The sequence below is a fragment of the Caproiciproducens sp. MSJ-32 genome (assembly GCF_018918055.1).
Classification (GTDB): domain Bacteria; phylum Bacillota; class Clostridia; order Clostridiales; family Clostridiaceae; genus Clostridium.
Genome location: NZ_JAHLPS010000074.1, coordinates 1 through 22,366 on the forward strand (window position 1 = coordinate 1; position 22,366 = coordinate 22,366).

15 protein-coding genes and 1 tRNA gene are annotated in these 22,366 nt (G+C 27.6%); 4 read left to right on the forward strand and 12 right to left on the reverse strand.

The window, feature by feature from the left end; translation table 11 throughout:
- Positions 1–378: 378 nt before the first annotated feature.
- The 3 genes from KQI16_RS08950 to KQI16_RS08960 form a co-directional block, all read right to left on the reverse strand.
- Positions 379–1,158: an HAD family hydrolase gene (locus tag KQI16_RS08950; protein WP_216433691.1), complete on the reverse strand. Its 780-nt coding sequence runs from the start codon at positions 1,156–1,158 to the stop codon at positions 379–381.
- Positions 1,159–1,281: 123 nt separating this feature from the next.
- Positions 1,282–3,009, reverse strand: a complete 1,728-nt coding sequence (locus KQI16_RS08955) for a ferredoxin hydrogenase (RefSeq protein WP_216433694.1) — start codon at positions 3,007–3,009, stop codon at positions 1,282–1,284.
- Positions 3,010–3,277: 268 nt separating this feature from the next.
- Positions 3,278–3,592, reverse strand: coding sequence for a DUF1622 domain-containing protein (locus KQI16_RS08960; protein WP_216433696.1), 315 nt, complete (start codon positions 3,590–3,592; stop codon positions 3,278–3,280).
- 114 nt (positions 3,593–3,706) lie between these two features.
- On the opposite strand from KQI16_RS08960, the gene KQI16_RS08965 reads away from it, so the two are divergent.
- Positions 3,707–4,600, forward strand: coding sequence for a phosphatidylserine decarboxylase (locus KQI16_RS08965; protein ID WP_216433698.1), 894 nt, complete (start codon positions 3,707–3,709; stop codon positions 4,598–4,600).
- 10 nt (positions 4,601–4,610) lie between these two features.
- The gene (locus tag KQI16_RS08970) at positions 4,611–5,408 is read left to right on the forward strand and encodes a MurR/RpiR family transcriptional regulator (RefSeq protein ID WP_216433699.1); all 798 of its coding nucleotides are present in this window, start codon (positions 4,611–4,613) and stop codon (positions 5,406–5,408) included.
- Between the two features lie 76 nt (positions 5,409–5,484).
- On the opposite strand, the gene KQI16_RS08975 is transcribed toward KQI16_RS08970, so the two are convergent.
- From KQI16_RS08975 to KQI16_RS09000, 6 genes are all read right to left on the reverse strand, one after another.
- Complete coding sequence (locus tag KQI16_RS08975) at positions 5,485–6,849, reverse strand: 6-phospho-beta-glucosidase (RefSeq protein WP_216433701.1); 1,365 nt, start codon at positions 6,847–6,849, stop codon at positions 5,485–5,487.
- An 82-nt stretch (positions 6,850–6,931) separates the two neighbouring features.
- A complete protein-coding gene (locus KQI16_RS08980) occupies positions 6,932–8,083 on the reverse strand; it encodes a Card1-like endonuclease domain-containing protein (protein ID WP_216433703.1) in 1,152 nt (383 codons plus the stop codon).
- Positions 8,084–8,163: 80 nt separating this feature from the next.
- Complete coding sequence (locus KQI16_RS08985) at positions 8,164–8,910, reverse strand: copper homeostasis protein CutC (protein WP_286173013.1); 747 nt, start codon at positions 8,908–8,910, stop codon at positions 8,164–8,166.
- A gap of 151 nt (positions 8,911–9,061) precedes the next feature.
- Positions 9,062–9,138: transfer RNA gene (locus tag KQI16_RS08990), tRNA-Arg, on the reverse strand.
- Between the two features lie 58 nt (positions 9,139–9,196).
- A complete protein-coding gene (locus tag KQI16_RS08995; RefSeq protein WP_216433705.1) occupies positions 9,197–10,093 on the reverse strand; it encodes a sensor histidine kinase in 897 nt (298 codons plus the stop codon).
- A 103-nt stretch (positions 10,094–10,196) separates the two neighbouring features.
- The gene (locus tag KQI16_RS09000; RefSeq protein WP_216433707.1) at positions 10,197–10,973 is read right to left on the reverse strand and encodes a DUF1189 family protein; all 777 of its coding nucleotides are present in this window, start codon (positions 10,971–10,973) and stop codon (positions 10,197–10,199) included.
- Between the two features lie 160 nt (positions 10,974–11,133).
- Here KQI16_RS09000 and KQI16_RS09005 point away from each other — a divergent pair, with 160 nt between their 5' ends.
- Together KQI16_RS09005 and KQI16_RS09010 are read left to right on the forward strand one after the other, a co-directional pair.
- Positions 11,134–12,351 (forward strand): L,D-transpeptidase, encoded by a 1,218-nt coding sequence (locus tag KQI16_RS09005; RefSeq protein WP_216433709.1) that lies wholly within the window; start codon positions 11,134–11,136, stop codon positions 12,349–12,351.
- A gap of 84 nt (positions 12,352–12,435) precedes the next feature.
- Positions 12,436–13,797, forward strand: a complete 1,362-nt coding sequence (locus tag KQI16_RS09010; RefSeq protein ID WP_216433711.1) for a CCA tRNA nucleotidyltransferase — start codon at positions 12,436–12,438, stop codon at positions 13,795–13,797.
- A 29-nt stretch (positions 13,798–13,826) separates the two neighbouring features.
- Here KQI16_RS09010 and addA read toward each other — a convergent pair whose 3' ends face one another.
- The 3 genes from addA to KQI16_RS09025 all read right to left on the reverse strand — a co-directional run bounded on the left by addA (position 13,827) and on the right by KQI16_RS09025 (position 22,118).
- Positions 13,827–17,579: a helicase-exonuclease AddAB subunit AddA gene (addA, locus tag KQI16_RS09015; RefSeq protein ID WP_216433712.1), complete on the reverse strand. Its 3,753-nt coding sequence runs from the start codon at positions 17,577–17,579 to the stop codon at positions 13,827–13,829.
- A 2-nt stretch (positions 17,580–17,581) separates the two neighbouring features.
- Complete coding sequence (gene addB / locus KQI16_RS09020; RefSeq protein ID WP_216433714.1) at positions 17,582–21,010, reverse strand: helicase-exonuclease AddAB subunit AddB; 3,429 nt, start codon at positions 21,008–21,010, stop codon at positions 17,582–17,584.
- 163 nt (positions 21,011–21,173) lie between these two features.
- Positions 21,174–22,118: an ROK family protein gene (locus KQI16_RS09025; protein ID WP_216433716.1), complete on the reverse strand. Its 945-nt coding sequence runs from the start codon at positions 22,116–22,118 to the stop codon at positions 21,174–21,176.
- Between the last annotated feature and the right edge of the window lie 248 nt (positions 22,119–22,366).

Genomic DNA, 22,366 nt, shown 5'->3' on the forward strand with positions numbered 1-22,366 from the left:
CAACCGAAGGCCTTTTTCTTGTGCTTGAAATTACAAATTAATCTAATAAATTAATGTTAAGTTATTAAAATTGCTCAAATAAACTTCTGCTCATTTTTTCATACGAAACTTTACACTATCCTAAAACAAATATTATTAACTATAATTATATCATCAAAGTCAAAAATTATTATAGAAATAATAATGAATTTTTTAATATGATATATATATAATTTCGCTAAAACGTGTTTTTGCGAAGAAATAAGAAATAACGATTTTAAGCCATTTATAAGCTATAGATATTTGCAAAATCTATAGCTTTTTGTTTAGCCAAAGTAAATAAATTAAAAAAGCTATAATTTCGCAATCATTATCACGAAATTATAGCTTTTTAAATTACTAAAGTATTTTATTAATACACTCAGCCACGCTATTAACTATATTATTAGCCTGCTTCTTTACGCCCTCTTCTGCATAAATAAAGGTAAAGCTTTTATCTGTTATCTCAAACATTGATATATCATTATAAGAATCCCCTATAACATATAAATTTTCTAAATTAATTCCTATCTTATCTGATAAATTTTTTAGTGCAATTCCCTTAGAGCAATTTTTAGGAGCTATATCAACAAAGAATTGATTTCTAAAAGCCTCAATGCTATCTCCATACTTTTTAATTAATTTATTCTTTATTTCTTCTGCCGTATTTATATCCTCATCTATTGCCATTACACTTATTATTGGATACTTTCTATTTTCATTTAATACTATTTCCTTAGGTAGTATATTATTGAATAATTCTGCTATTTGATTTTTTACTTCCATATCAGTCTCTATGGAATATGTAATTCCATCACTTTCAAAATGAACAAACATATTTTTATATTCAATAATATCCTTAAATATTAACTTAGCAATTTCTGCATCAATATAATTATCATATATAACATTATCATCCTTATCTAGCACTACTGATCCATTACAAGCTACTAGATAATCATACTTTATTTCAGGATAATTTTTTAAAGCCCTTTTTATTCCTTCTAAAGGTCTTCCGGTAGAAATAATTAATTTATTCCCTTCATCCTTAAATCTTAATATAGCTTGTACATCTTCTTCTCTTATAGAGTCATCTTTTTGGAGTAATGTTCCATCTAAATCAGAAGCTAAGTACTTCATAAAATTACCTCCCTACCCGCATTTGAAAATAATTATACCATAGAATTAAAAGAATTATTTTCAAAAAACAAAAATTCACAAAATAAGCTGCTACAAAAACTTGTAGCAGCTTATTATTAATAATTATTTAGTATATTTAAAATGTAATAATTCGTGAGCCTTACCTTCACCTGGTTTACCCATATAAGTATCATACATTTTTAATAATGCACTATTTTCATGAGACTTTCTCTTCTTAACTACATTCTTATCTTGATTATATAATACTGATGCTCTTACTTTTCTTATGTCTATATTCATTCTATCAGTTGCATTTACATGTGGTTGTCCACCACCATTTACGCATCCACCGTTACATGCCATTACTTCTATAAAATGATATTGCTTTTCATTAATTTTACCACTATTCATAAACTTAAATAAGTTTGCTGATCCATTTATAACTGCAACATTATACTTTTCTCCACCAATTTCAACAGTAGCTTCTTTTATTCCTTCAAGACCTCTTACTTCTTCATAATCAATCTTATCTAAGTATTCTCCTTCAACAAAATCCTTAGCTGATCTTAAAGCAGCTTCCATAACTCCACCAGTTGCACCAAATATAGCACCTGCACCAGAATACTCTCCCATTGCTGGATCAACTTCACTATCTTCTAATTCAGCAAATTTAATTTTTGCATCTTTTATCATTTTAGCTAATTCCCTTGTTGTAATTACAGCATCTATATTTCTTATGCCTTCAAATTCCATTCCCGGTCTATCAGCTTCAAATTTCTTAGCTGTACAAGGCATTACTGTAACTGTAAATACGTCTTTAGGATCTAATCCTTCAATTGCAGGATAGTAAGTTTTACTTGCTGTTCCAAATATTTGTTGAGGTGACTTAGCAGTTGATAAGTTTCCTAATAATTCTGGGAAGTAATTTTCTACTTGTCTTACCCAGCCTGGGCAGCAAGAAGTAAACATTGGGAATGGTCCTCCCTTTTTGATTCTTTGTATAAGCTCTGTAGCCTCTTCCATTATTGTCATGTCAGCTCCAAAGTTTATATCAAATACCTTATCAAAACCAAGCATTCTTAATGCAGTATAAAGTTTTCCTGTTACGTCAACTCCATATCCCATTTTAAATGCTTCACCCATTGCTGTTCTTACAGATGGTGCTATAGCTACTATTACGTGTTTATTTTCATCTGCTAAAGCTTCCTTAACTCTATCAATATGTGATTTTTCTTGTAATGCAGCAACAGGGCATGCAATTACACATTGTCCACATAGTAAACAATTTGTTTCATCAAAGCACTTTAAGTTATCAGTTCCAATAATCTTATCTCCATCAACATCTATAAACTTAATGATTTCAGTACTAGTTTTAGTCTTACAAGCTGCAACACATCTACCACACTTAACGCATTTTGTTCTATCTATTACTATAGATGCACTTCTTTCATCTACATATTCTGATTTATCTTGTACTATAAAAGGTTTAGATGCTTTAGCCTTAGTTTTAATTACTAATTTTAAGAACTCGCAATTTTCTCTTCTGCTACATGGTCCACATTTAAATTCATGCTTATCTAAAAGTTCTGAAACTCTTGATTTAACTTGTTCCTGAACTCTTTCTGTATTTGTATTAATAACCATTCCATCTTCTGGTTTTATACAACAAGCTTTTTGAAGTTCATCTTGTCCTTCAATTTCTACTAAACATACACCACATTGTCCAACATTACTACAATCATCTAGAAAGCAAAGAGCTGGAATATCTATTCCATTTTCCTTAGCAACTTTCATTAAATTTGAATCATCCGCCACTGTTATATTAATGCCATTTATAGTTATATTCTTCATTTAAAAATTCCCCCTATAAGTGCTTTGATAATTACTATGCATTCAATTTATAATAATAATTATTATTTCACAATTATTTTTATTTGCGCGATTTTCTCCACATATGATTTTACGACAAATTTATCAATTGGACAACCTTATTTTTTAGTAAATTATATCCAAAAGCCTATATTTTTAATATTTTGTGTAAAAATTAATTGTTTTTTTTATTTATTTTTAGATATTTTTTTAACAATTTTTATTTTTTCTAAACTTTTATTAAAAATATTTATTCATCTTTCATTTCCCAATGAATAACAAAGGCCAATATAGCTCTTAAAATGATTATTGCAGCTAATATATACATCTCTTCTAAAGACCTTACTATAACTGTTTTTAATATCTCAGCACCTAACTTAAATTCAAGAGCTAAAGTTAAGGATTGTGCAAATTCAGCCTTTATAGGGAAACTCTTTTTAGTAAGTATTCCTAATGCAAATTTGTAAAAAGCCTTAATTGCTCCAACTATTATTATAAGAATCCCCATTAATTCAAGAATACTAATAATTATCGGTGTTACCAATTCTACAATTCCCTCTATCATAATACCCCTCCATATTTATATAATTTAATTAATATTATATTAAGTAAAGATTACTTAAAAATAAATATTTTTATGTTATTATAATATCATAAAATATAATATATGAGGTAACTTATGATACGAGTATATAATAGAAAAGAAAAAAATTATGAAATTGAAAAAGTGGCAGGAGATAAATATTTAAAATGGTGTTATGAATCACCAATAGGAAAAGGATTAACTGAACTTTTTATTAAAAAGAAGTTATTTTCTAAAATATATGGCTTCTATTGTGATACCAAATTTAGCAAAAGGAAAATTTCTGCCTTTATTAAAGAATTTAATATAGACAGCAGAACTTTCTTAAAAACAGAAAAAGACTTTAATAGCTTTAATGATTTTTTTGTAAGGGAATTAAAAAAAGAGGCAAGACCTATAAATAAAAATGAGAATATATTAATATCACCAGGAGATGGCCGCTTATTAGCCTATGAAAATATATCCATAGATAAATTGATTCAGGTAAAAGGAATTCATTATAAATTATCTGAACTTATAGCTAATAATGAAATAGCAAAAGAATATGAAGGGGGAACTTGTTTAATTTTAAGGTTATGTCCAACAGATTATCATAGATTCCACTTTATAGATAGAGGAGTTCCCTTAGAAAATCACCTTATAAAAGGTAACTATTATTCAGTTAATCCAATAGCTGTTGAAAAAATTCCTAAACTATATTGTCAAAATAAAAGAGAGTGGTCAATATTCAAATCTGAAAACTTCGGAGATATACTTCATATAGAAGTTGGGGCCACTTGCGTAGGATCAATAATTCAAACTTATATACCTAATATTAGGGTTGAAAAGGGTGCCGAAAAAGGATATTTTAAGTTTGGCGGCTCTACCACAATACTATTTTTTAAAAAAGGAAAAGTAAAAATTGATGAGGATATAATTGAACAAACAAAGAAAGGTTTTGAATGTAAAGTCTTAATGGGTTCCTCAATAGGTAAAAAGAGTATTAGTTAGGAGTATTATTATGGGTGACTTAATTTATAGATTATTATTATTTTTGAATAGCAGCAAGGAAAATGATATTAATTATAATATTGCCATTAATATGTTAAAAAACATAAGGTTAATTCCTGATATGTCTATAAATAAATTAGCAGACCTTTGTTATACTTCCCCTGCTGCAATAACAAGGTTCTGTCATAAACTTGGTTATTCCAGCCTAATAGAATTTAAAAGAAGTATAAAAATAAATATTAATATTAATGAAGAACTGATTAAAAAAAATACAATAGATAATAATGTTTCTAGAGAAATTATTTTAGATAATATGACAAATCAAATAATAAACGAAATAAATAATTTAAAAAATTTCCTAGATTTAAAAATTGTAGATCGAGTAATAGAACTTATATATTCAAAAAATAATATTTGTATATTTGGTACTCAGTTTTCACAATTAATGGCTCAAGACCTTCAAAGAAAACTTGCTAATCTTTCCAAACTTATTTTTCATGCTATTGATGTTCAAGATCAGGAAAAACTAGCAGATACTTTAGATGAAAACTCTTTAGCTATACTAATATCTCCAACAGGCAAATTTCTTGAATATCATGAAAGACTTTGGAAAAAAATAAAAAGAAGTTCAACATCATTAGTTGTTATTACAGAAAGGAAAATAGCAGAATATGAAAAAAGAAGCGATTATATAATATATCTGCCTCCTAAAAATAATTCAAATGAATATCCTCAAAGTCATAGATATGATCTTAGTTTTCTAATTGAATACATTTATATTAGATATGGAGGTCTTTATAGTAATTAATATTACAATTTTAAAACTAGAAAAATAATAAGGAAGTGCATTTGACACTTCCTTATAAATTTATTTCCTTAAATTTTTAGAACTCTGCCCTTTCAACCTTTTCTAACACATCTATAACCTTTTTAAATTGTGGAAGATAAGCCTTATGAGCTAATAACATCTCATTTAGAAGTTTTCTACCCTTTTTATCATCAGCTACTAATGGATTTGTTACCATAGCAGCTAAAGCTGTATTATAATCTCCTGTATAAGCTGCTTCTGCTGCAAGTCTTTCAAAGGCCTTTATTTGTCCTGCTAAACCTTGAGCAAAAATAGGAAGATCTGTAACTGTCTCTACTGGTACTGGACCATTTTTGCCAACGTAGCAGCTTACTTCAATAGCAGAATCATCTTCAAATTGCTTTAAAGTTCCATTATTCCTAGTGTTTACTGCAATAATAGTATTTTTATCATTATAGATGCCATTTATAACATTACAAGCAACATCAGAATAATGAGCTCCTCCACGTCTTGATAATTCTTCTGGCTTATCTTTTAATTCTGGATTTTTATAAAGCTCAAATAATCTTTTTTCTACTTCCTTAACAACTTCTGCTCTTGTTTTTCCATTTTTAAATTCTTCAAGTTCATGATTTAGCATTTCTTGTTTTTTATAATAATATCTATGATATGGACAAGGAATTACTCCAAAAGCTTTTATAGTAGCTGGATCCCAATCAAGAGCTGCAATATTTGCCATTGTTTGTGATTTTGAGTTGTTTCCTGTTAATATGTCTATAAGCTTTGATGTAACATCTTTTCCATCTAAATAAACTCTCTCAGCATAAACCATATGATTTAATCCAGCAAAATCAACTGTTATTCTTTCCTTATCAACACCTAAAGCATCTGCAAAGCCATATTCCATTCCTATTGGAACATTGCATACTCCAACTACTTTTTTGTGCACACCATATCTTAATAAAGCCTCAGTAACTATTCCTGCTGGGTTTGTAAAGTTTATTAGCCATGCATCAGGACATAATTCACTCATATCTTTTGCAATATCTAATATTACAGGAACTGTTCTCAAAGCTTTGAATAATCCCCCAGCACCATTTGTTTCTTGGCCTAAAAAGCCATAGCTTAATGGTATCCTTTCATCTTTAACTCTTGCATCTAATAGTCCTACTCTTAATTGTGTAGTAACAAAATCAGCATCCTTTAAAGCTTCTCTTCTATCTAAAGTTAAATGAATATTCATAGGTACTCCAGCTTTTTCTACCATTCTTTTTGCTAATGCACCTACTATTTCTAATTTTTCTTTACCCTCTTCAATATCAACTAACCAATAATCACTTACAGGCATTTCATCATATCTTTTTATTAATCCCTCAACAAGTTCTGGAGTATAGCTAGACCCTCCACCTATTGTAACTATTTTTAATGGCTTCTTACTCATATTTATCCCCCTATATCAATTATTATTTATACTTTAATTATATAAGAGGATATCAGTAAACATTTTCATTTTTTGAAAATAATCATCTTTTAATCTTCCTGTATAGCACCTTTCTTATTTTATTTTTAAATTTTTCTTCATCTCCATCAAATATTATTAAATTAATATTCATTTCCTTGGCTCTTTCCCGTACAGTATTTTTACTAGGTTCCTTTGTAGCTACTAGTATTTTATTTGCATCTTCTCCTCCAACCTTAAGGGCATATACATTTAATTCATTTAAGGCATTTTCATCATACTTTTCACTATCTTTACAGGATATGCAAGTTACTATAGAATCTTTTACTAATACCACATCTACTTCATTTTTTATTTTTGAATTAAAATGATTCCAAAGAAACACTACTCCGCTTTTAACTTCATCTATTCCTTCTATTTCACTTATTATTGTTTTTGTAGCAAATTCCAGCCAAGTACCTGTTTTAAATATGAAAGGCTTTAGGTAATTATTTCTAAATCGAATCTCTATCTCATTTTCATTGATATTACAAAAATTTATTTCTTTAATTTCTTTTAACTTTGTAAGAACCTTGTCTAAAAGTTCCTTTTCATCTTGTTCTAATAAGTATGTTTTTATAATCATTCTTCTGTTATCTTCTTCTTTATGGATAAATACATTTGTATCATAAAGTCTTTGCTTATACTTATGCCATACATCTAAATTTTTATATATTTTCTTAGTTATATATTTTAGATTATCATTATTAGAAAATTCGCTGGTATCATATAAAATCTCCTTACCTGAAAGCCTTAAAAGGCTGCTTAACTCTAAATCATCATATTCTTCTTTTATAATATTTATATTTTCATCTATGAAATATAAACTTTTATCTTTTATATTCATATAAATTGACTTTACTCTATAATTTTTGCATGAATTTAATAAAATCAAGGAATTTACTCTGCTTCCTCCAGTTAAATTAACTAAAATCTTTTTTTCTTTATTAGACTTTATTATTCCTTCTAATTTTTCCACATCTCCCTCATTAATCTTAATTGCATTAAACTCAATAAGTGGAAACTTTTCTTGATAATATTCTTTTATGGCTTCTAGTATATTTTTATTTTTCTCTTCATATAAAAATAATACTTCCTTAGGCTTAAACTTCTTTGTTGCTAGAATACTTCCTTCATTATGTTCATCTATCAAATTTATTAAAAGTTCTACTTCCATAAATATAGTTCCTTTTCTATTTATTTTATATTTTTAATTTCCCCAATAAATAGAAAATTATCCCTAAAAAAGGCTTATTCTTAACCTAATACACTTCTTACTAATGCCCTTACCTTCTCCACTGAAACAACCTCATATTTATTTTCATTAGTTCCATTTACATAAGAATAGCTTACATTAGCCGTTGAAGTAGTTGAATCGCTTATCCAATCCTTGCAGGATGAATGTATTTGATAAATTCCAGTTTCATTCATTAATTGAACTGCATTTTTTTCATTAATACCGCTTCCAGCCAAAATCTCAATCTTATCACCATAATTTTTTTGTAAGTAGGCAATCATATCCCTGCCATCCCAAGCTTTAGCCTGCAAACCGCTTGTTAGTACCCTGTCAACAGAAAGTTCAATTAACTCTTCTATACTTTCATTAGCTGATTTTACACAATCAAAAGCCCTATGAAACACAGCTTCCCCATTATATTTATGAATTATATCAACCATTTTTTTAGTTAGTTCCTTATTAATTGTTGAATCTTCATTTAAAAAGCCAAATGCTAGACCATCTGCACCATTTTTCATAAGTATTTCTGCATCAGAAAACATTACTTCGATATCGCTTTTACTATATAAAAATCCAGCTCCTCTAGGGCGGATCATACAAATAACCTTAAGATCGGTATTTTCCTTTGTCAATTTTAAAGATCCAAGAGATGGAGTTAATCCTCCTAAATGTAAGGCAGAATTTAATTCAATTCTTTTGGCGCTGCCTTTATAACTCTCAAGGGCATCATAATAGCTGCCACAGCATATTTCAATAATTTTATCCATACTTAATTCCTCCAACTAATTCCATAAGGAAGCTATCTTCCTCATATTTTTACTTTTATTACTTATCATAATAACTTAGCTAACATAGTCTTTCAATAAATAACCTTTACCAAAATAAAAAACCTTGTAAACTCAAAGTTTACAAGGTTTATGGTACGGTGGAGAGGATTCGAACCCCCGACCAACTGGTTCGTAGCCAGCTACTCTATCCAACTGAGCTACCACCGCAGAATTTAACACTAGTTATTTTATCACAACTTTATTTCTAAATCAATAAACATTTTTCTTAATAAATATCAGAAAATTCCACTTCCAATCTTTCTATTCTACTATCTTGATTAATCTCATGAGTTTCATTTTCTTCTTCTATCACTATTGGAAAGGTTACTATAAATTCGCATCCTTTATTTTCTTCACTTATAAGTTCAATTGTACCATCATGAGACTTAACTAAATACTTTACTAGGTCTAGGCCCATTCCACTACCAGAGTTTTCTCTTTTAATATTATTTATTCTATAATACCTTCCAAATATTTTTTCTTGATCTTTCTTTGGAATTCCTGGCCCTTCATCCTTTATTGATATTTTTATAAATCCATCTTTGATAAATAAAGTCACATATATATTGGTATCTTCATAGGTAAATTTTATTGCATTAGAAATTAAATTCATTATTATTCTATCTATAACACTGGGATCTGCTGACATAATACATTCTTCTTCATTTGTATCAAATATTAATTGTATATTTTTTTGTTTGGCATATTTATCTATACATTCCACTGTACCTTCAATCATAGAAACTATATCTATATTTTTCTTATTTAAAGTATAATAATTATTCTTAAGTTTATTTGTATCAATTAAGTTATTTATTAACCTTAGCATTTTTAGACTATTTTTCTTTATTGTATATATATAATCTTTTGCTTTCTTATCATTTAAGTTTATATTACCTGAATTCATAACCTGTATTACACTTAAAATTACGCTTAAATGACTTCTAAGATCATGGGTAATATTAAGCAAAAAATTTTCTTGTAATGTTTCTTTTTCTATTAATTCTGTTATGATTTTCCCTATATCCTCTTTTGCATTATTTAATTCCATAGTTAAGACATAATTATCTATATCTAGATTTTTATGCAAAGCAGTTTCAATTAATAATTTGTCATTAATCATAACAAGTTCCCCTCTATACCTGTAAAATAATCATTTACAATAGTTTAACATATCAAAAATTTATTAACAATATTTTCAAAATATTTTTTCTATTTTTTTCTTATTATTTATAATAATGACTTCTTTTTATATTTCTAATTGCTAAGAATAAATAAAAACCACCTATATACATTCCTACTGAACTTGATAAATTCACTAGTGTAATTATTGCCGGCAATATTATAGTTGATAAAGTCATAGAACATATAGATAGCTTAAATACATTGTCAAAAGTTAAATTTATTCTTTGTGCCTTAAGCAATATAAAAGCTAAAAAAGAAAGAAGTACAGCATCTATTATTGTTCCAATAAATATTGCAATTATATAAATAAATATTCCAATATAAACTAAAATATTCATAAATTCAACAAATTTTATTAATTCCTTATTTGTTAAGCTTAAAAATCCACTTTCTTTATAATTTAAATTCGTCTTTGTTCCATTAAAATTTACACCTATTCCATCCTTAAGTATTGCAATTGAATAATCCTTATGTATTAATATGTTTCTTAAAGAATCTAAATCTTTTAATTCTTTACTAGTATCAATGTACAATATATACTGTCCCATATCTATTTTTCTTGGCGAATTTTTAAAATATAGTATTCCTTCTGTAATTTCAAAAGAATATTCTTCCTTTTCTAATAAACTAACTAACTCTTTTTGATCCTTACTAAAAATAAGCGCTTGATTAATACCACTAATAGTTCCAACTATCATACTTATAATAAAAATATATAGTATTATTCTTCCTATACCTAATTTAATTAATTCCTTATATTTTGAAGGGCTAAAAAGGCTTATTTTAAATATATCTATAAATCTAATTTTTTCTTTCATAATTTCCTCCAAGTTAATGTAATTTAACCATTATCAACTAAATTCTAACATATCTATTTTCCTTTATAAACCTATCACATTTTAAATTTCCTTTAACTTTAAGATTAAATTTACTATCTTTGGTTAATAATTATAGCATAGATTATATGGAGGTTTTAAAATGTTTGGAAACAAAAAACGTAAGAACAATTTTTCCATTTTTAAACTGCTTACTATTACTTTTTCATTCTTTCTACTAATCTTTACTGGCAATCTATTTTTAAATTATAAATATGATAAAACAATTTCCGAATTCTATCTTCTGTTTAATAATTATGAATTTGAAAAGGCAAAAGATAGATTAGAAAATGACATTTTTATCAAATTAAAATCAAATAAGCTTCAAGATGACTTAAACAGCTATTTTACCAAAGTTATTGCTATAATATGTGGCGCTCTAAAAAATGAAGAAATCTCCAAAAATCAAGCCACAATCCTTTTAAATGAAATAAAAGAATATAATGTATTAAGTTCTTCCTTAGATAAATTAATTGCTGCATTAAATCCAGAAAGCATAAAAACAAACTCTAATAGTAACTCTAAAGAAGATATTGAAAGAACAAAAAGATATCTTGAACTTGGAATTAACTGCTATAATTCGGAAGATTACCCAAAAGCTTTTGAATATTTTAATTTAGTATTAAATTCTACAAATTCTGAAGACGAAATATCCATTGCTTCAGATTATATTGAAAGATCAAAAAATGAATATAAAAATTACTTGTTAAAGGAAGCTGATGAATTAGCCGCAAATAAGTTTTACACTCGTGCTATTGAAATTCTTTCCCAATACGATACTAATCTTTTAGAAGAAAATGATGTTGATATATTAAATAAAATAAATTCCTTTGAACTCTTTAGGGAAGAATATAACTCTGATTCGGACATATATGCTTCCTCTAATGCAATTTTAGAAACTATTACCGAAGATAACATAAATACATTATCTATAAGCAGTAATACCAATAATCTTATTTATTTAAATCTAGCTGAACAAAAAACTTATATTTATGAAGGTAGCACAGATAATTGGACTTTAATTAAAACTTTTATTTCATCTACTGGTTTAGAAGGAAAAGAAACCCCAAAAGGTGTTTTTGCAGTAATAAATAGAGGGGAATGGTTCTTTTCTCCTGAATTTAATCAGGGCGGAAAGTACTGGGTTCAATTTATGGGTGACTACCTATTTCATTCTGTTCCCTTTGATGAAAGTGCAACTACAATAGTAGATAATACTTTAGGAAAACCCGCTTCTCACGGATGTATAAGACTTAGTGTAGATGATGCTAAATGGATTTATGATAATATTCCTAATGGAACAAAAATAATTATTAACTAGAAGACCTCTATTATCTATATAGGGGTTTTTATTTTTCTTTTACTATAATATGATTATAATATACTAGTTAAGGAAGGTTATACTATGAAAATTATTATACCAGAAGATGTGAATTTTATTATTAATAAGTTTTATAAAAATAATTTTGATGCTTTTATTGTAGGAGGATGCCTTCGTGACCTTCTTCTTAATATAAATCCTAAAGACTACGATATTGCAACATCTGCTAAACCAGAAGATACTATATCTTTATTTAATAAAACTATTCCTACTGGGATTAAACATGGTACTGTAACAGTGGTTATAAATAATAATAGCTATGAAGTTACTACCTTTAGAACCGAAGGAGACTATTTAGATAATAGGCATCCGTCTAAAATTGATTTTGTGACTAATATAAAAGAAGACTTATCAAGAAGGGATTTTACCGTAAATGCCTTAGCCTATAATGATAGGTTAGGATTAATTGACTATTTTAATGGAATTGACGATCTCAAAAATAAAATTATAAAATGTGTTGGAGATGCAGATAAACGCTTTAAAGAAGATGCCTTAAGAATGTTAAGAGCAGTTAGATTTAGCTGCCAGTTAGACTTTGAAATTGAAGATAAAACCTATAATGCCATTATTAATAATGCTGATTTAATAAAAAATATAAGCAAGGAAAGAATTAGGGATGAATTATGCAAAATACTTATATCCAAATCTCCATCAAAAGGAATATCTATATTACAAAAAACTGGCCTTCTTGAATTTATTATTCCTGAATTAAATTTATTAGTTAATTATAGTCCTTTAAGTATTAAGCATAATAAGGATGTATTCGGTCATACCCTTAAGGTAATGGATAATATTAAAGATAATAATCTTATTTTAATGCTTTCAGCTCTCCTTCATGATGTTGGAAAGCTAAATACTTTAACCTTAGAAACTGATGGAATTTATAGATTTCCCAAACATAATATCGAGGGAGCCCTAATGTCAAAAACTATTTTAAAAAATTTAAAATTTGATAATTATACAATAAATTCTGTTTCTAAGCTTATAGAACATCACCTTGTTTTAAAAGTAAATTATATGCCTACAAGATATGAAGTAAAAAAATATTTATTAGACGTTGGCGAAGATTTAATATATTTATTATTTAAATTGCAAAAAGCAGATATAAGAGCTCTAGATAACCCAGCTCCTTTTATAAAAAAAGTTAACTATATTAAAGATACTGTTACTGACATACTTTCTAATAAAGAACCCTTATACATCAAAGATTTAGACATTAATGGTGAGGATTTAATAAAGGAGTTTAGTATTCCTAAAAGCAAACTAATTGGTGATATTCTAAATTATTTATTAGATAAAGTATTAAAGAAAGCAAGCCTAAATAATAAAGAAACTTTACTAAACTTAGCAAAAGACTTTTTATATAAAAGCCAGACTGCTAAATAACTTAGCATGTCTGGTTACTTTTTAATAACTTATAGTTTCATTTCTACTTCCTTGTTTATTCCAAAAAGATATAGATAACACTCTTTAACCTTTTTATTTGTTATCTTTTCTAAGGCTTCCTTATAATATTTTATTTGAATCTTATATCTATCTAATATTTTATCTTCATTTCCTCTTTCCACATAATCTGTCTTATAATCAAATAACACTATGCCGTCTTCTTCTTCAAAGAAACAGTCTATTATTCCTTGAAGTCTTATTTTTTCATCTTTATAAATTTCTTCAGGAAGATCCTCTTCCAATTCTACACTACTTATTTCCGTATAAAAAGGCAGCTCTCTTTTTACTAATCTTCCCTCATTATAAGATTTTAGCATTCTCTTTCCTAAATTACTTTTAAAGAATCTTGCAAAATTTATTTTTTCCACAGCCTTTATTTCCTCTTCATTCAATAATTCCTTTTCTTTCATATAATATATTTGATTCTTTATTTCCTCTTCTGTTTCAACATAGTTTAAGTCTAGCTTCTGCATTATAAAGTGAGCAACAGTTCCTCTCTCTGCAGAAGATAATCCTTTTTTCTCTTGCAAGAACTTAGGTTTAATAGGCTCCTTTTCTTCAAAAGTATTTAAAGTTCTAACTTCATCATCTTCACTATCATATAAGGCTTTTTTTAAATCCGATACAGATATATTACTTGGAAGTAAAAATGTTTTTTCATATTTATATTTAAAATCTAGCCTTCTTTTTATCTCATCATTTATATGACCTACATCCCTATTAATAAATAAATCATTTTTTTGATTTTCATCCACATCAGAATTATTTTTATCCACAGCTAAATCATTTTTAGTCCACATATAAACATTCCATCTTGATGAATCATCTATTATATTTTCAACAAATTCTCCATTTCTAAGTTTTTCTCCATCCCTATGTTTTGCTAGAGCCATTCCAACCCAATCTAAATAATTTTTTCCCTTTAGAACTTCAACTGCTGGTATAAGATTCTTATCCATAGAAGCTGCCGATACCCATGCCTTTAATGAGCTTTCTAAGTTCTTCACAGTTCCTGTTATAATAAGTTTTTCCCTTGCCCTTGTAAAGGCAACATATAAAATTCTCATTTCTTCTGATAAAGTTTCAAATAAAAGCTTTTTCTTTATTGCTTCCTTGGCAATAGTACTATAAGATAGTCTATTTTCTAAATCAACATAGTCTGGCCCAAAACCTAATTCATCATGATATAAAATTGATTTTTTTAAATCTTGCAAATTAAACTGTTTTCCAAAACCTGAAGTAAAGACAACAGGAAACTCTAGTCCCTTGCTCTTATGAATACTCATTATTCTTACTACATCTTCATGCTCTCCTAAAATTTTGGCACTCCCCATATCTCCTGAAGAATGTCTTAACTTATTTATAAAATTTATAAAATTAAATAATCCCTTAAAGCTAGTCTCTTCAAATTGCTTTGCCCTTTGAAATAATATTTTTAAATTTGCCTGTCTTAGCTTTCCATTTGGCATTGCAGCAACATAACCAAAATAAGCTGTATCCATATATAAGTACCATATAAATTCATCTATAGGAGTATATATTGATTTTTCTCTCCACTTTTCTAAATTTTTTATAAAGTTACTGCACTTATCTCTTAAACTTTCCTCAACGTCATATTGACCTTCTGAAACTCTCTTAACTATTTCATAAAAATACTTATCCTTATTTAAAAGCCTTATATCACTTAGTTCCTCAGCAGTAAATCCTACAATTGGAGATCTTAGTACAGCTATAATAGGTATGTCTTGTCTTGGATTATCTATGATTTGAAGAAGGGACATTATTGTTCTTATTTCTATTGTTTCAAAATATCCTGTACCTGTATCTGCATAAACTGGTATTCCTTCAGCTCCTAATTCCTCTAAAAATACCTCAGACCAATTTTTTGTAGTTCTTAATAATATAACTATATCCTTATATTTTAAAGGTCTATAATCACCCAAATTTTTGTCATAAACCATAAATCTCTTATCGCCAGTATTGTTCATTAATTCCTTTATTCTTTTTGCAACTATTCTAGCTTCTAAAGCAATTGCATCTACATCCTCTTCTTCATCATCTTCACTATTATCTTGAACTTCTTCTTTAGGCTCCAACTCTTTTTTGTATTGACCAGATTTATCTAATATATGAAGTTCTATTGGCCCACCAACAATAATATTTTCATTCTCTGCTTCTTTATAATCAGCACCAAGATTTAAGGCTTCCTCATCTGTGTACTCTATTTCTCCAACAACTTTAGACATTACTTCCTTAAATATATAATTTACTCCTTCTATAACTTCCCTTCTGCTTCTAAAATTCTTATAAAGCTGAATTTTTCTATTTCTTTCTCCTTCTTCTAAAGGATAAGTATTATATTTATCTAAAAATAATTCTGGCTTTGCCTGCCTAAATCTATAAATACTTTGCTTTACATCTCCAACCATAAATACATTCGGATTGTCTAGATTTTTTCGTGAAACTAATTCAATTATTGCTTCTTGCACATTATTTGAATCTTGATATTCATCTACTAAAACTTCATCAAAAAACTCCCTAAAATCTTCAGCTACCTTTGATGGAAGTACATTACCCTCTTCATCAAAATTAGTTAAAATCTTTAAGCAAAGATGTTCTAAATCATTAAAATCTAATATATTTCTCTCCCTTTTCTTTTCCTGGAATCTTCTCATAAACTCTAAAGTTAATTCAGTTAATTTCTTAATAAATGGATAAGAATTTTTTATTCCATTTAATACATCCTGTGGCTCCATAGAAAAATTATCACTTACTAGTTTAGATAATTTTTTCTTTATATCATCTCTTATTGATTTAACTAAATTTTGATTATTTATATCCGAAACCTTATCTTTTTTTACAACTTTTAATCTTCCAAAACTTATATTAGTTGCAGCTTTATATATTTCATCTAATCCCTTATCTAAAGAATAATATAAGTTCTTAAACATTTCTAAGTCTTCTATAAAGCTTTGTTCATAGGGTTCAAGTCCATCTGTATCTCCTATTATGCTTATAGCCCTCTCTAAACTTTTTATAAAACCTTCAATCTCTATTTTCATATTAGTTCTTAATATATTTATCCAAACAGAACTATTTAGTTCCTCCATTGAATTTATATTAAATTTTTCTGCATTTTCGTAAAGCCACTTTTCTGGCCATGGTCCACTCATAGAAAATTTATATAAATCTAAAACTATATCCTTTAATCTTTGATCATCTCTAGAATCACTATAAGCTTCTATTAAATTTCTAAATTCTATATCATCCTTCTCATAATAATACTCGAACATATCATTTATTATTTCAAGCATTAATAATGTATTTTCTGTTTCATCTGATATTCTAAAGGTTGGGTCTAAGTCTATAGTATGATAATTATTTTTTATAACATCCAGACAAAAGGAATGCATTGTAGTAATATTAGCCCTACTTAAAAGGGTTAATTGTTTTTGTAATAGCTTAGAGTTTGGATTTTTTTCTAACTCCTTTGCTATTGCAGCAGCTATTCTTTCCCTCATTTCTGCAGCCGCTGCTGATGTAAAGGTAACAACTAATAATTTGTCTATATCAATAGGATGCTCTTCATTAGTTATTATTTTTATTATTCTTTCAACTAATACTGCTGTTTTCCCTGAGCCTGCAGCCGCAGCAACTAATAAATTGCATCCTCTCGTTTTTATTGCTTTTAATTGATCCTCAGTCCACTTTGTAGTCCCCATAGCTAACTCTCTCCTCCTTTCCTTTTAACTGATTTTTCCATAAGATTCCATACCTCTTCCTTACTTTTCTTTAATATTAATTTATATTTATTGTTTTCTATTCCAGTATCAAACTGACATATAGATGAATAGTCACAATAAGAACAAAATGTTATCTTTCCTGTCTTTGCTGGCTCCATTATTATTTCTCCACTTAACATCTCTTCACAAAGACTAGCAATTTTCTCATTTACATATTTCCTTAATAAATCGAATTGTTCTTCTGTTACAACAGAGCTTGTAGATGAAAAATCCCCATCCTTTTTTATAGAAGCAGGTATTACCAAGGAATACTTTTCTATATCCTTATCTATAGCCTTAACTACATCTATATCCTTAATTACTAAACCACTCATTTTTAACTGCTTTAATATATTTTCTTTTATTTCTTCCTGCGACAGCTTTTTATTTGATTTAATTATCGGGTCATCTATTCTAAAGTACAATATTGCTCCAGGCATAGCCTGCTTTTCTAATATATACTTAGAATTCTTTATAAGAGCATCTAAATAAACTAAAAGTTGAACTTGTAGCCCATAATAAACTTCTGTTAAGTCAAATTCCTTTTTTCCTGTTTTATAATCAATTACTTTAATATAGGTATTTTCATCTAAATCTAAAGTATCAATTCTATCTACTCTTCCCACTAAATATACTGTCTCCTTTGATGGAAGCTCTATCTTGATTGGTTCTCCATCCTCAAAACTTCCAAAGGAAAACTCATTCTTAAAGACTTCAAATTTACCTTTTTTCATTTGTTCTGTTAATACCATAACTGATTTCATAATTGTCTTTTTAAATCTATTAGCAAAATATTGATATTTTTTGCTACTATTTAATATTGAATTAGAATCTGCTTGAAGTTTTTTATCTACAATTTCATTAACTATTTTACTGCATTTTTCCTTATCTAACTCTGACCAAGCTATTTTTTCTTCTCTCACTCTATTTGTAAAATCATCTAATACAGCATGCATAAATGAACCTAAATCTGGAGCAGTAAATTCATAAACCTTTCTATCCTTAGCCTTTAATCCATAAGCTACATAATATGAAAATGGGCACTGGGCATATTTTTCTATTCTTGATACACTAAATAATAATTTATTTCCAGACTGATAAAGTCTTTTTATTTTTTCCCTTGGAACCTTTTCTACTAAATTTGTATAAGTCAGCCCCTTAAATATTGTCTTTGACTTATCTTTAAATTCTTCATTTTCTTCAAACCACTTATAGGCCTCTGCCCAATATTCATCAACCTTTTCCTTTTCAAATTCCATTCTTAAAGCACTTATTAATTCATTAAAAGTTGGAACAGGTGCTGTTATTTTATTAAATCTATCTTTTTCAGTTTCAATATTATATAACTCACTTTCTTCTACTATATTAGGAAAAATTCTTTTAAGTCTTGGAATAATTATAGAAGGTCTTAGAGATTTTCCTTCAAAATCTGCCATTGGATAAGTTAACATAAGCTTATCTGAAGGTATTGTTAATCCCGTATAGATTATAAATTGTTCCTCAAATGCTCTTGTTTTTGTATCTGAAGCTAGTTTTATTCCAATATCTCTTAAAATATCTCTCTCCCTATCTGATATAATTCCTTCTTCCTTATGTGCTGAAGGAATTATTCCATCATTTACGCCAATTATAAATAAGACTTTTATATTTCTTCCTTTAATACGAGAAATATCTCCTATATTTACTTGGTCAATGGACATTGGTATAATACCTATTTCCTTTTCCTCAAAACCTGAAAGAAGTATTTTTGTAAATTCTTTTAAATCTACAACTTCTTCTCCCAAAACTTCTACTATTTGATCAAGAATTTCTATGACCATCTTAGGAACTTGGTCATATTCTTTTACCTTATCCTGCATTCCAAGTTCATTAAATCTTTCTATCCACTTATTTAGTGTATTAAAGATATCTAATTCTAATAAAAATTCATATAAGTTAGTAGCAATAGTTTTAATATCTTTCTTTCCTTTTAATTTATTATGAAGATTTATTATTGGAGTTCTTATTTCATCCATTATTTCTAATATAATGTTTTCCTCTTCTTTTATATCGTCCTTGTCATATAAATCCTTAGTCCACTTATATCCCTTAATTCCATTAGCTAAAATATAATTTTCTAATATATCTATATATTCTTTTTCTATATTTATTAATCCGCTTTTTAGATATTTAAATACACTTTCATAGGACCAGTTACTTACTATTATTTCAAGAGCTGATATTATTAATATTACTAAAGGGTTATTTAATATCTCCCTTTTTTTATCTATAAAATAAGGTATATTATAATCCTGAAATATTACTGAAGATATTTTTTCGTAATTTTCTATATTCCTACATACTACCGCTATGTCTCTATACCTATAACCTTCATCCCTAACTAATTTTAATATGTTTTTTGCTATAAATTCTATTTCATCATAGTTGTTATTTGCCTTATAAATTCTTATACTTTTATTTTCTCCCTTATATTCCTTAAAAGGATAATTAAAAAAATGTCTTTCTAAATGAGCTAGTTCCTCACTATTTTTAAATCTATAAGTAGTTCCTTTATTCAGATTTATAGGTTCCAAATAAGGAATATTACTTTCTTTCATTATTTTAATAATTGAACTTTCTGTATTTTTTATTACATCAAATACATCTGTATAATCCTTATCCTTATCTATTTCTAAACTATCACTGCATAGAGTTATATTTATTGTTTCAGCCTTTTTAGCAAGTATCCTAATTACCTCTAATTGTTGTGGAGTAAAGCTTGTAAATTCATCTATCCATATTTCTGCACCATCATATATATTGCAATTTAATAATTTCCTTGCTAATAAGGTTAGATCATCATCAGAATCTATAAATTTATCCTCTATAAAATCATTAAATTTACTGTATATAAGCTTAAGATCATCTATTTTATTTTTTAAATTTTCATCTTTTATATCTCCTTCTTTTAACTCCAACATTTCCTTGGAAATATTATATTTTTTAAATTCGGTCAGCATTTCAGATATTATTCCTGCAAAACCTTGCTGCTTGGCTACTCTATTAAAATATTTAAATTCCTTTATGCTTTCTTTTAGTATCTTATATATGAGCATGTTTTTTCCGGACTCATTCATTCTAATATTGCTTCTTCCACCACAGGTTTCAAAAACAACATTAGCCATTCTCTTAAAACTGATAACTTCTGCCCTTAAAAGCCCTTTTTCCGTAACTGTATCTAAAAACTTTTTTTCTGTATCAAAAGTATATTGTTCTGGAACTAATAATATTAATTTATTATCCTTACCATTATCTAACTTCTTTTTGATTTGATTTAAGCAATAGGTGGTTTTACCTGTTCCTGCTCTTCCAAAAATGAATCTTATTCCCATAATTCACTCCTAATAATAAATTTTGTATATATTAATAATACCCATATTTTAATAGAATTAACAACAAAATATCTTGAGATTATAAAAAAAGAAGAGTACATTCACTCTTCTTAATTCTCCTATTTTTATAATTTAATAAAATTTATAGGAATTTTTATATTTTTTATTTACTTTCTAATATTGCTAATGCAGCTGCACCTAAAACCCCAGCTTTTCCCCCTAATAAAGCTTTTTCAACTTTACAATGATTATATATTGTAGTTAAGCATCTTCTTTGCATTTCTTCATCAATTTTATCAAAAACTATTTTTCCTGCTTCACTTACTCCTCCTCCGATAACTATCTTATCTGGATCAAAAGAGTTTGCAATATTTGCAATTCCGATTCCTAAATATGATAATGCATCATTTAATATTTCTTGAGAAACCTTATCTCCTCTCTCTGCTTCTAAGAAAACTTCCTTAGCAGTGACGTTATCATAATTTCTTAATGAAGTTTCAACTTTACTATCAAGGGCTTCTTTTGCTCTTTTCATTATAGCAGTTCCTGATGCTAGAGCTTCAACACAGCCTGTATTACCACATCCACATCTTGGACCACCCTTCATTACTGTTATATGTCCAATTTCTAATGCGTTTGCTGTACTTCCTCTATATATATTACCATTTAATATTGCGCCGCCGCCTACACCTGTACTTACTGTAACATAAACCATGTTTTTGCTTCCCTTTCCAGCACCGAACATAAACTCACTTAAAGTTGCTACATTAGCATCATTATCTAAATAAGTTGGAATATTATATCTTTCTCTTATTGGCTTTACTAATTCAAAATTCTTAAATGGTAGGTTTGGTGTATAAACTATTAATCCCTTTTCAATGTCTAATGGCCCTGGTGATCCAATACCTATAGCTTTTACTTCTTCTTTATCTACATTTTCTAATACTTTATCTATTGTTTTTAAAATGTTGTCTAATACAACCTTTTCACCTTTTTCAGCTTCTGTTTTTATTGTAATTTCTTCTATGATTTCTCCATCCAAATTAACTAGGGCTGTGTATATTTTAGTTCCTCCCAAATCAACACCAACCACGTATTTCTTTTCCATCTCTATTCCCCCTATATTTATAATTACAAAAATAGTATATCATCTAGAGAAATTGTTTACAAGGAAATATTAACTTGTTTAAACAATTCTTAATAAAAATAAAAAAGGGGCTGTCGCATTAGCGGGTGAAAAAAACGCTAGCGACAGCTCCTATTTTTCAATAAAAAGAGAAGATTCGAATCTTTGCTGACAAAATAAAATTATTTCTTAAAAAAGGCGCACTTTAATAAGCCTAAGAAAAAAGACTT

What these genes read in the sequence shown, in the direction of transcription:
- KQI16_RS08950 (WP_216433691.1), bottom strand. Translation starts at nt 1,158, where the DNA reads ATGAAGTACTTAGCTTCTGATTTAGATGGAACATTACTCCAAAAAGAT.
- KQI16_RS08955 (WP_216433694.1), bottom strand. Translation starts at nt 3,009, where the DNA reads ATGAAGAATATAACTATAAATGGCATTAATATAACAGTGGCGGATGAT.
- KQI16_RS08960 (WP_216433696.1), bottom strand. Translation starts at nt 3,592, where the DNA reads ATGATAGAGGGAATTGTAGAATTGGTAACACCGATAATTATTAGTATT.
- KQI16_RS08965 (WP_216433698.1), top strand. Translation starts at nt 3,707, where the DNA reads ATGATACGAGTATATAATAGAAAAGAAAAAAATTATGAAATTGAAAAA.
- KQI16_RS08970 (WP_216433699.1), top strand. Translation starts at nt 4,611, where the DNA reads ATGGGTGACTTAATTTATAGATTATTATTATTTTTGAATAGCAGCAAG.
- KQI16_RS08975 (WP_216433701.1), bottom strand. Translation starts at nt 6,849, where the DNA reads ATGAGTAAGAAGCCATTAAAAATAGTTACAATAGGTGGAGGGTCTAGC.
- KQI16_RS08980 (WP_216433703.1), bottom strand. Translation starts at nt 8,083, where the DNA reads ATGGAAGTAGAACTTTTAATAAATTTGATAGATGAACATAATGAAGGA.
- KQI16_RS08985 (WP_286173013.1), bottom strand. Translation starts at nt 8,910, where the DNA reads ATGGATAAAATTATTGAAATATGCTGTGGCAGCTATTATGATGCCCTT.
- KQI16_RS08995 (WP_216433705.1), bottom strand. Translation starts at nt 10,093, where the DNA reads ATGATTAATGACAAATTATTAATTGAAACTGCTTTGCATAAAAATCTA.
- KQI16_RS09000 (WP_216433707.1), bottom strand. Translation starts at nt 10,973, where the DNA reads ATGAAAGAAAAAATTAGATTTATAGATATATTTAAAATAAGCCTTTTT.
- KQI16_RS09005 (WP_216433709.1), top strand. Translation starts at nt 11,134, where the DNA reads ATGTTTGGAAACAAAAAACGTAAGAACAATTTTTCCATTTTTAAACTG.
- KQI16_RS09010 (WP_216433711.1), top strand. Translation starts at nt 12,436, where the DNA reads ATGAAAATTATTATACCAGAAGATGTGAATTTTATTATTAATAAGTTT.
- addA (WP_216433712.1), bottom strand. Translation starts at nt 17,579, where the DNA reads ATGGGGACTACAAAGTGGACTGAGGATCAATTAAAAGCAATAAAAACG.
- addB (WP_216433714.1), bottom strand. Translation starts at nt 21,010, where the DNA reads ATGGGAATAAGATTCATTTTTGGAAGAGCAGGAACAGGTAAAACCACC.
- KQI16_RS09025 (WP_216433716.1), bottom strand. Translation starts at nt 22,118, where the DNA reads ATGGAAAAGAAATACGTGGTTGGTGTTGATTTGGGAGGAACTAAAATA.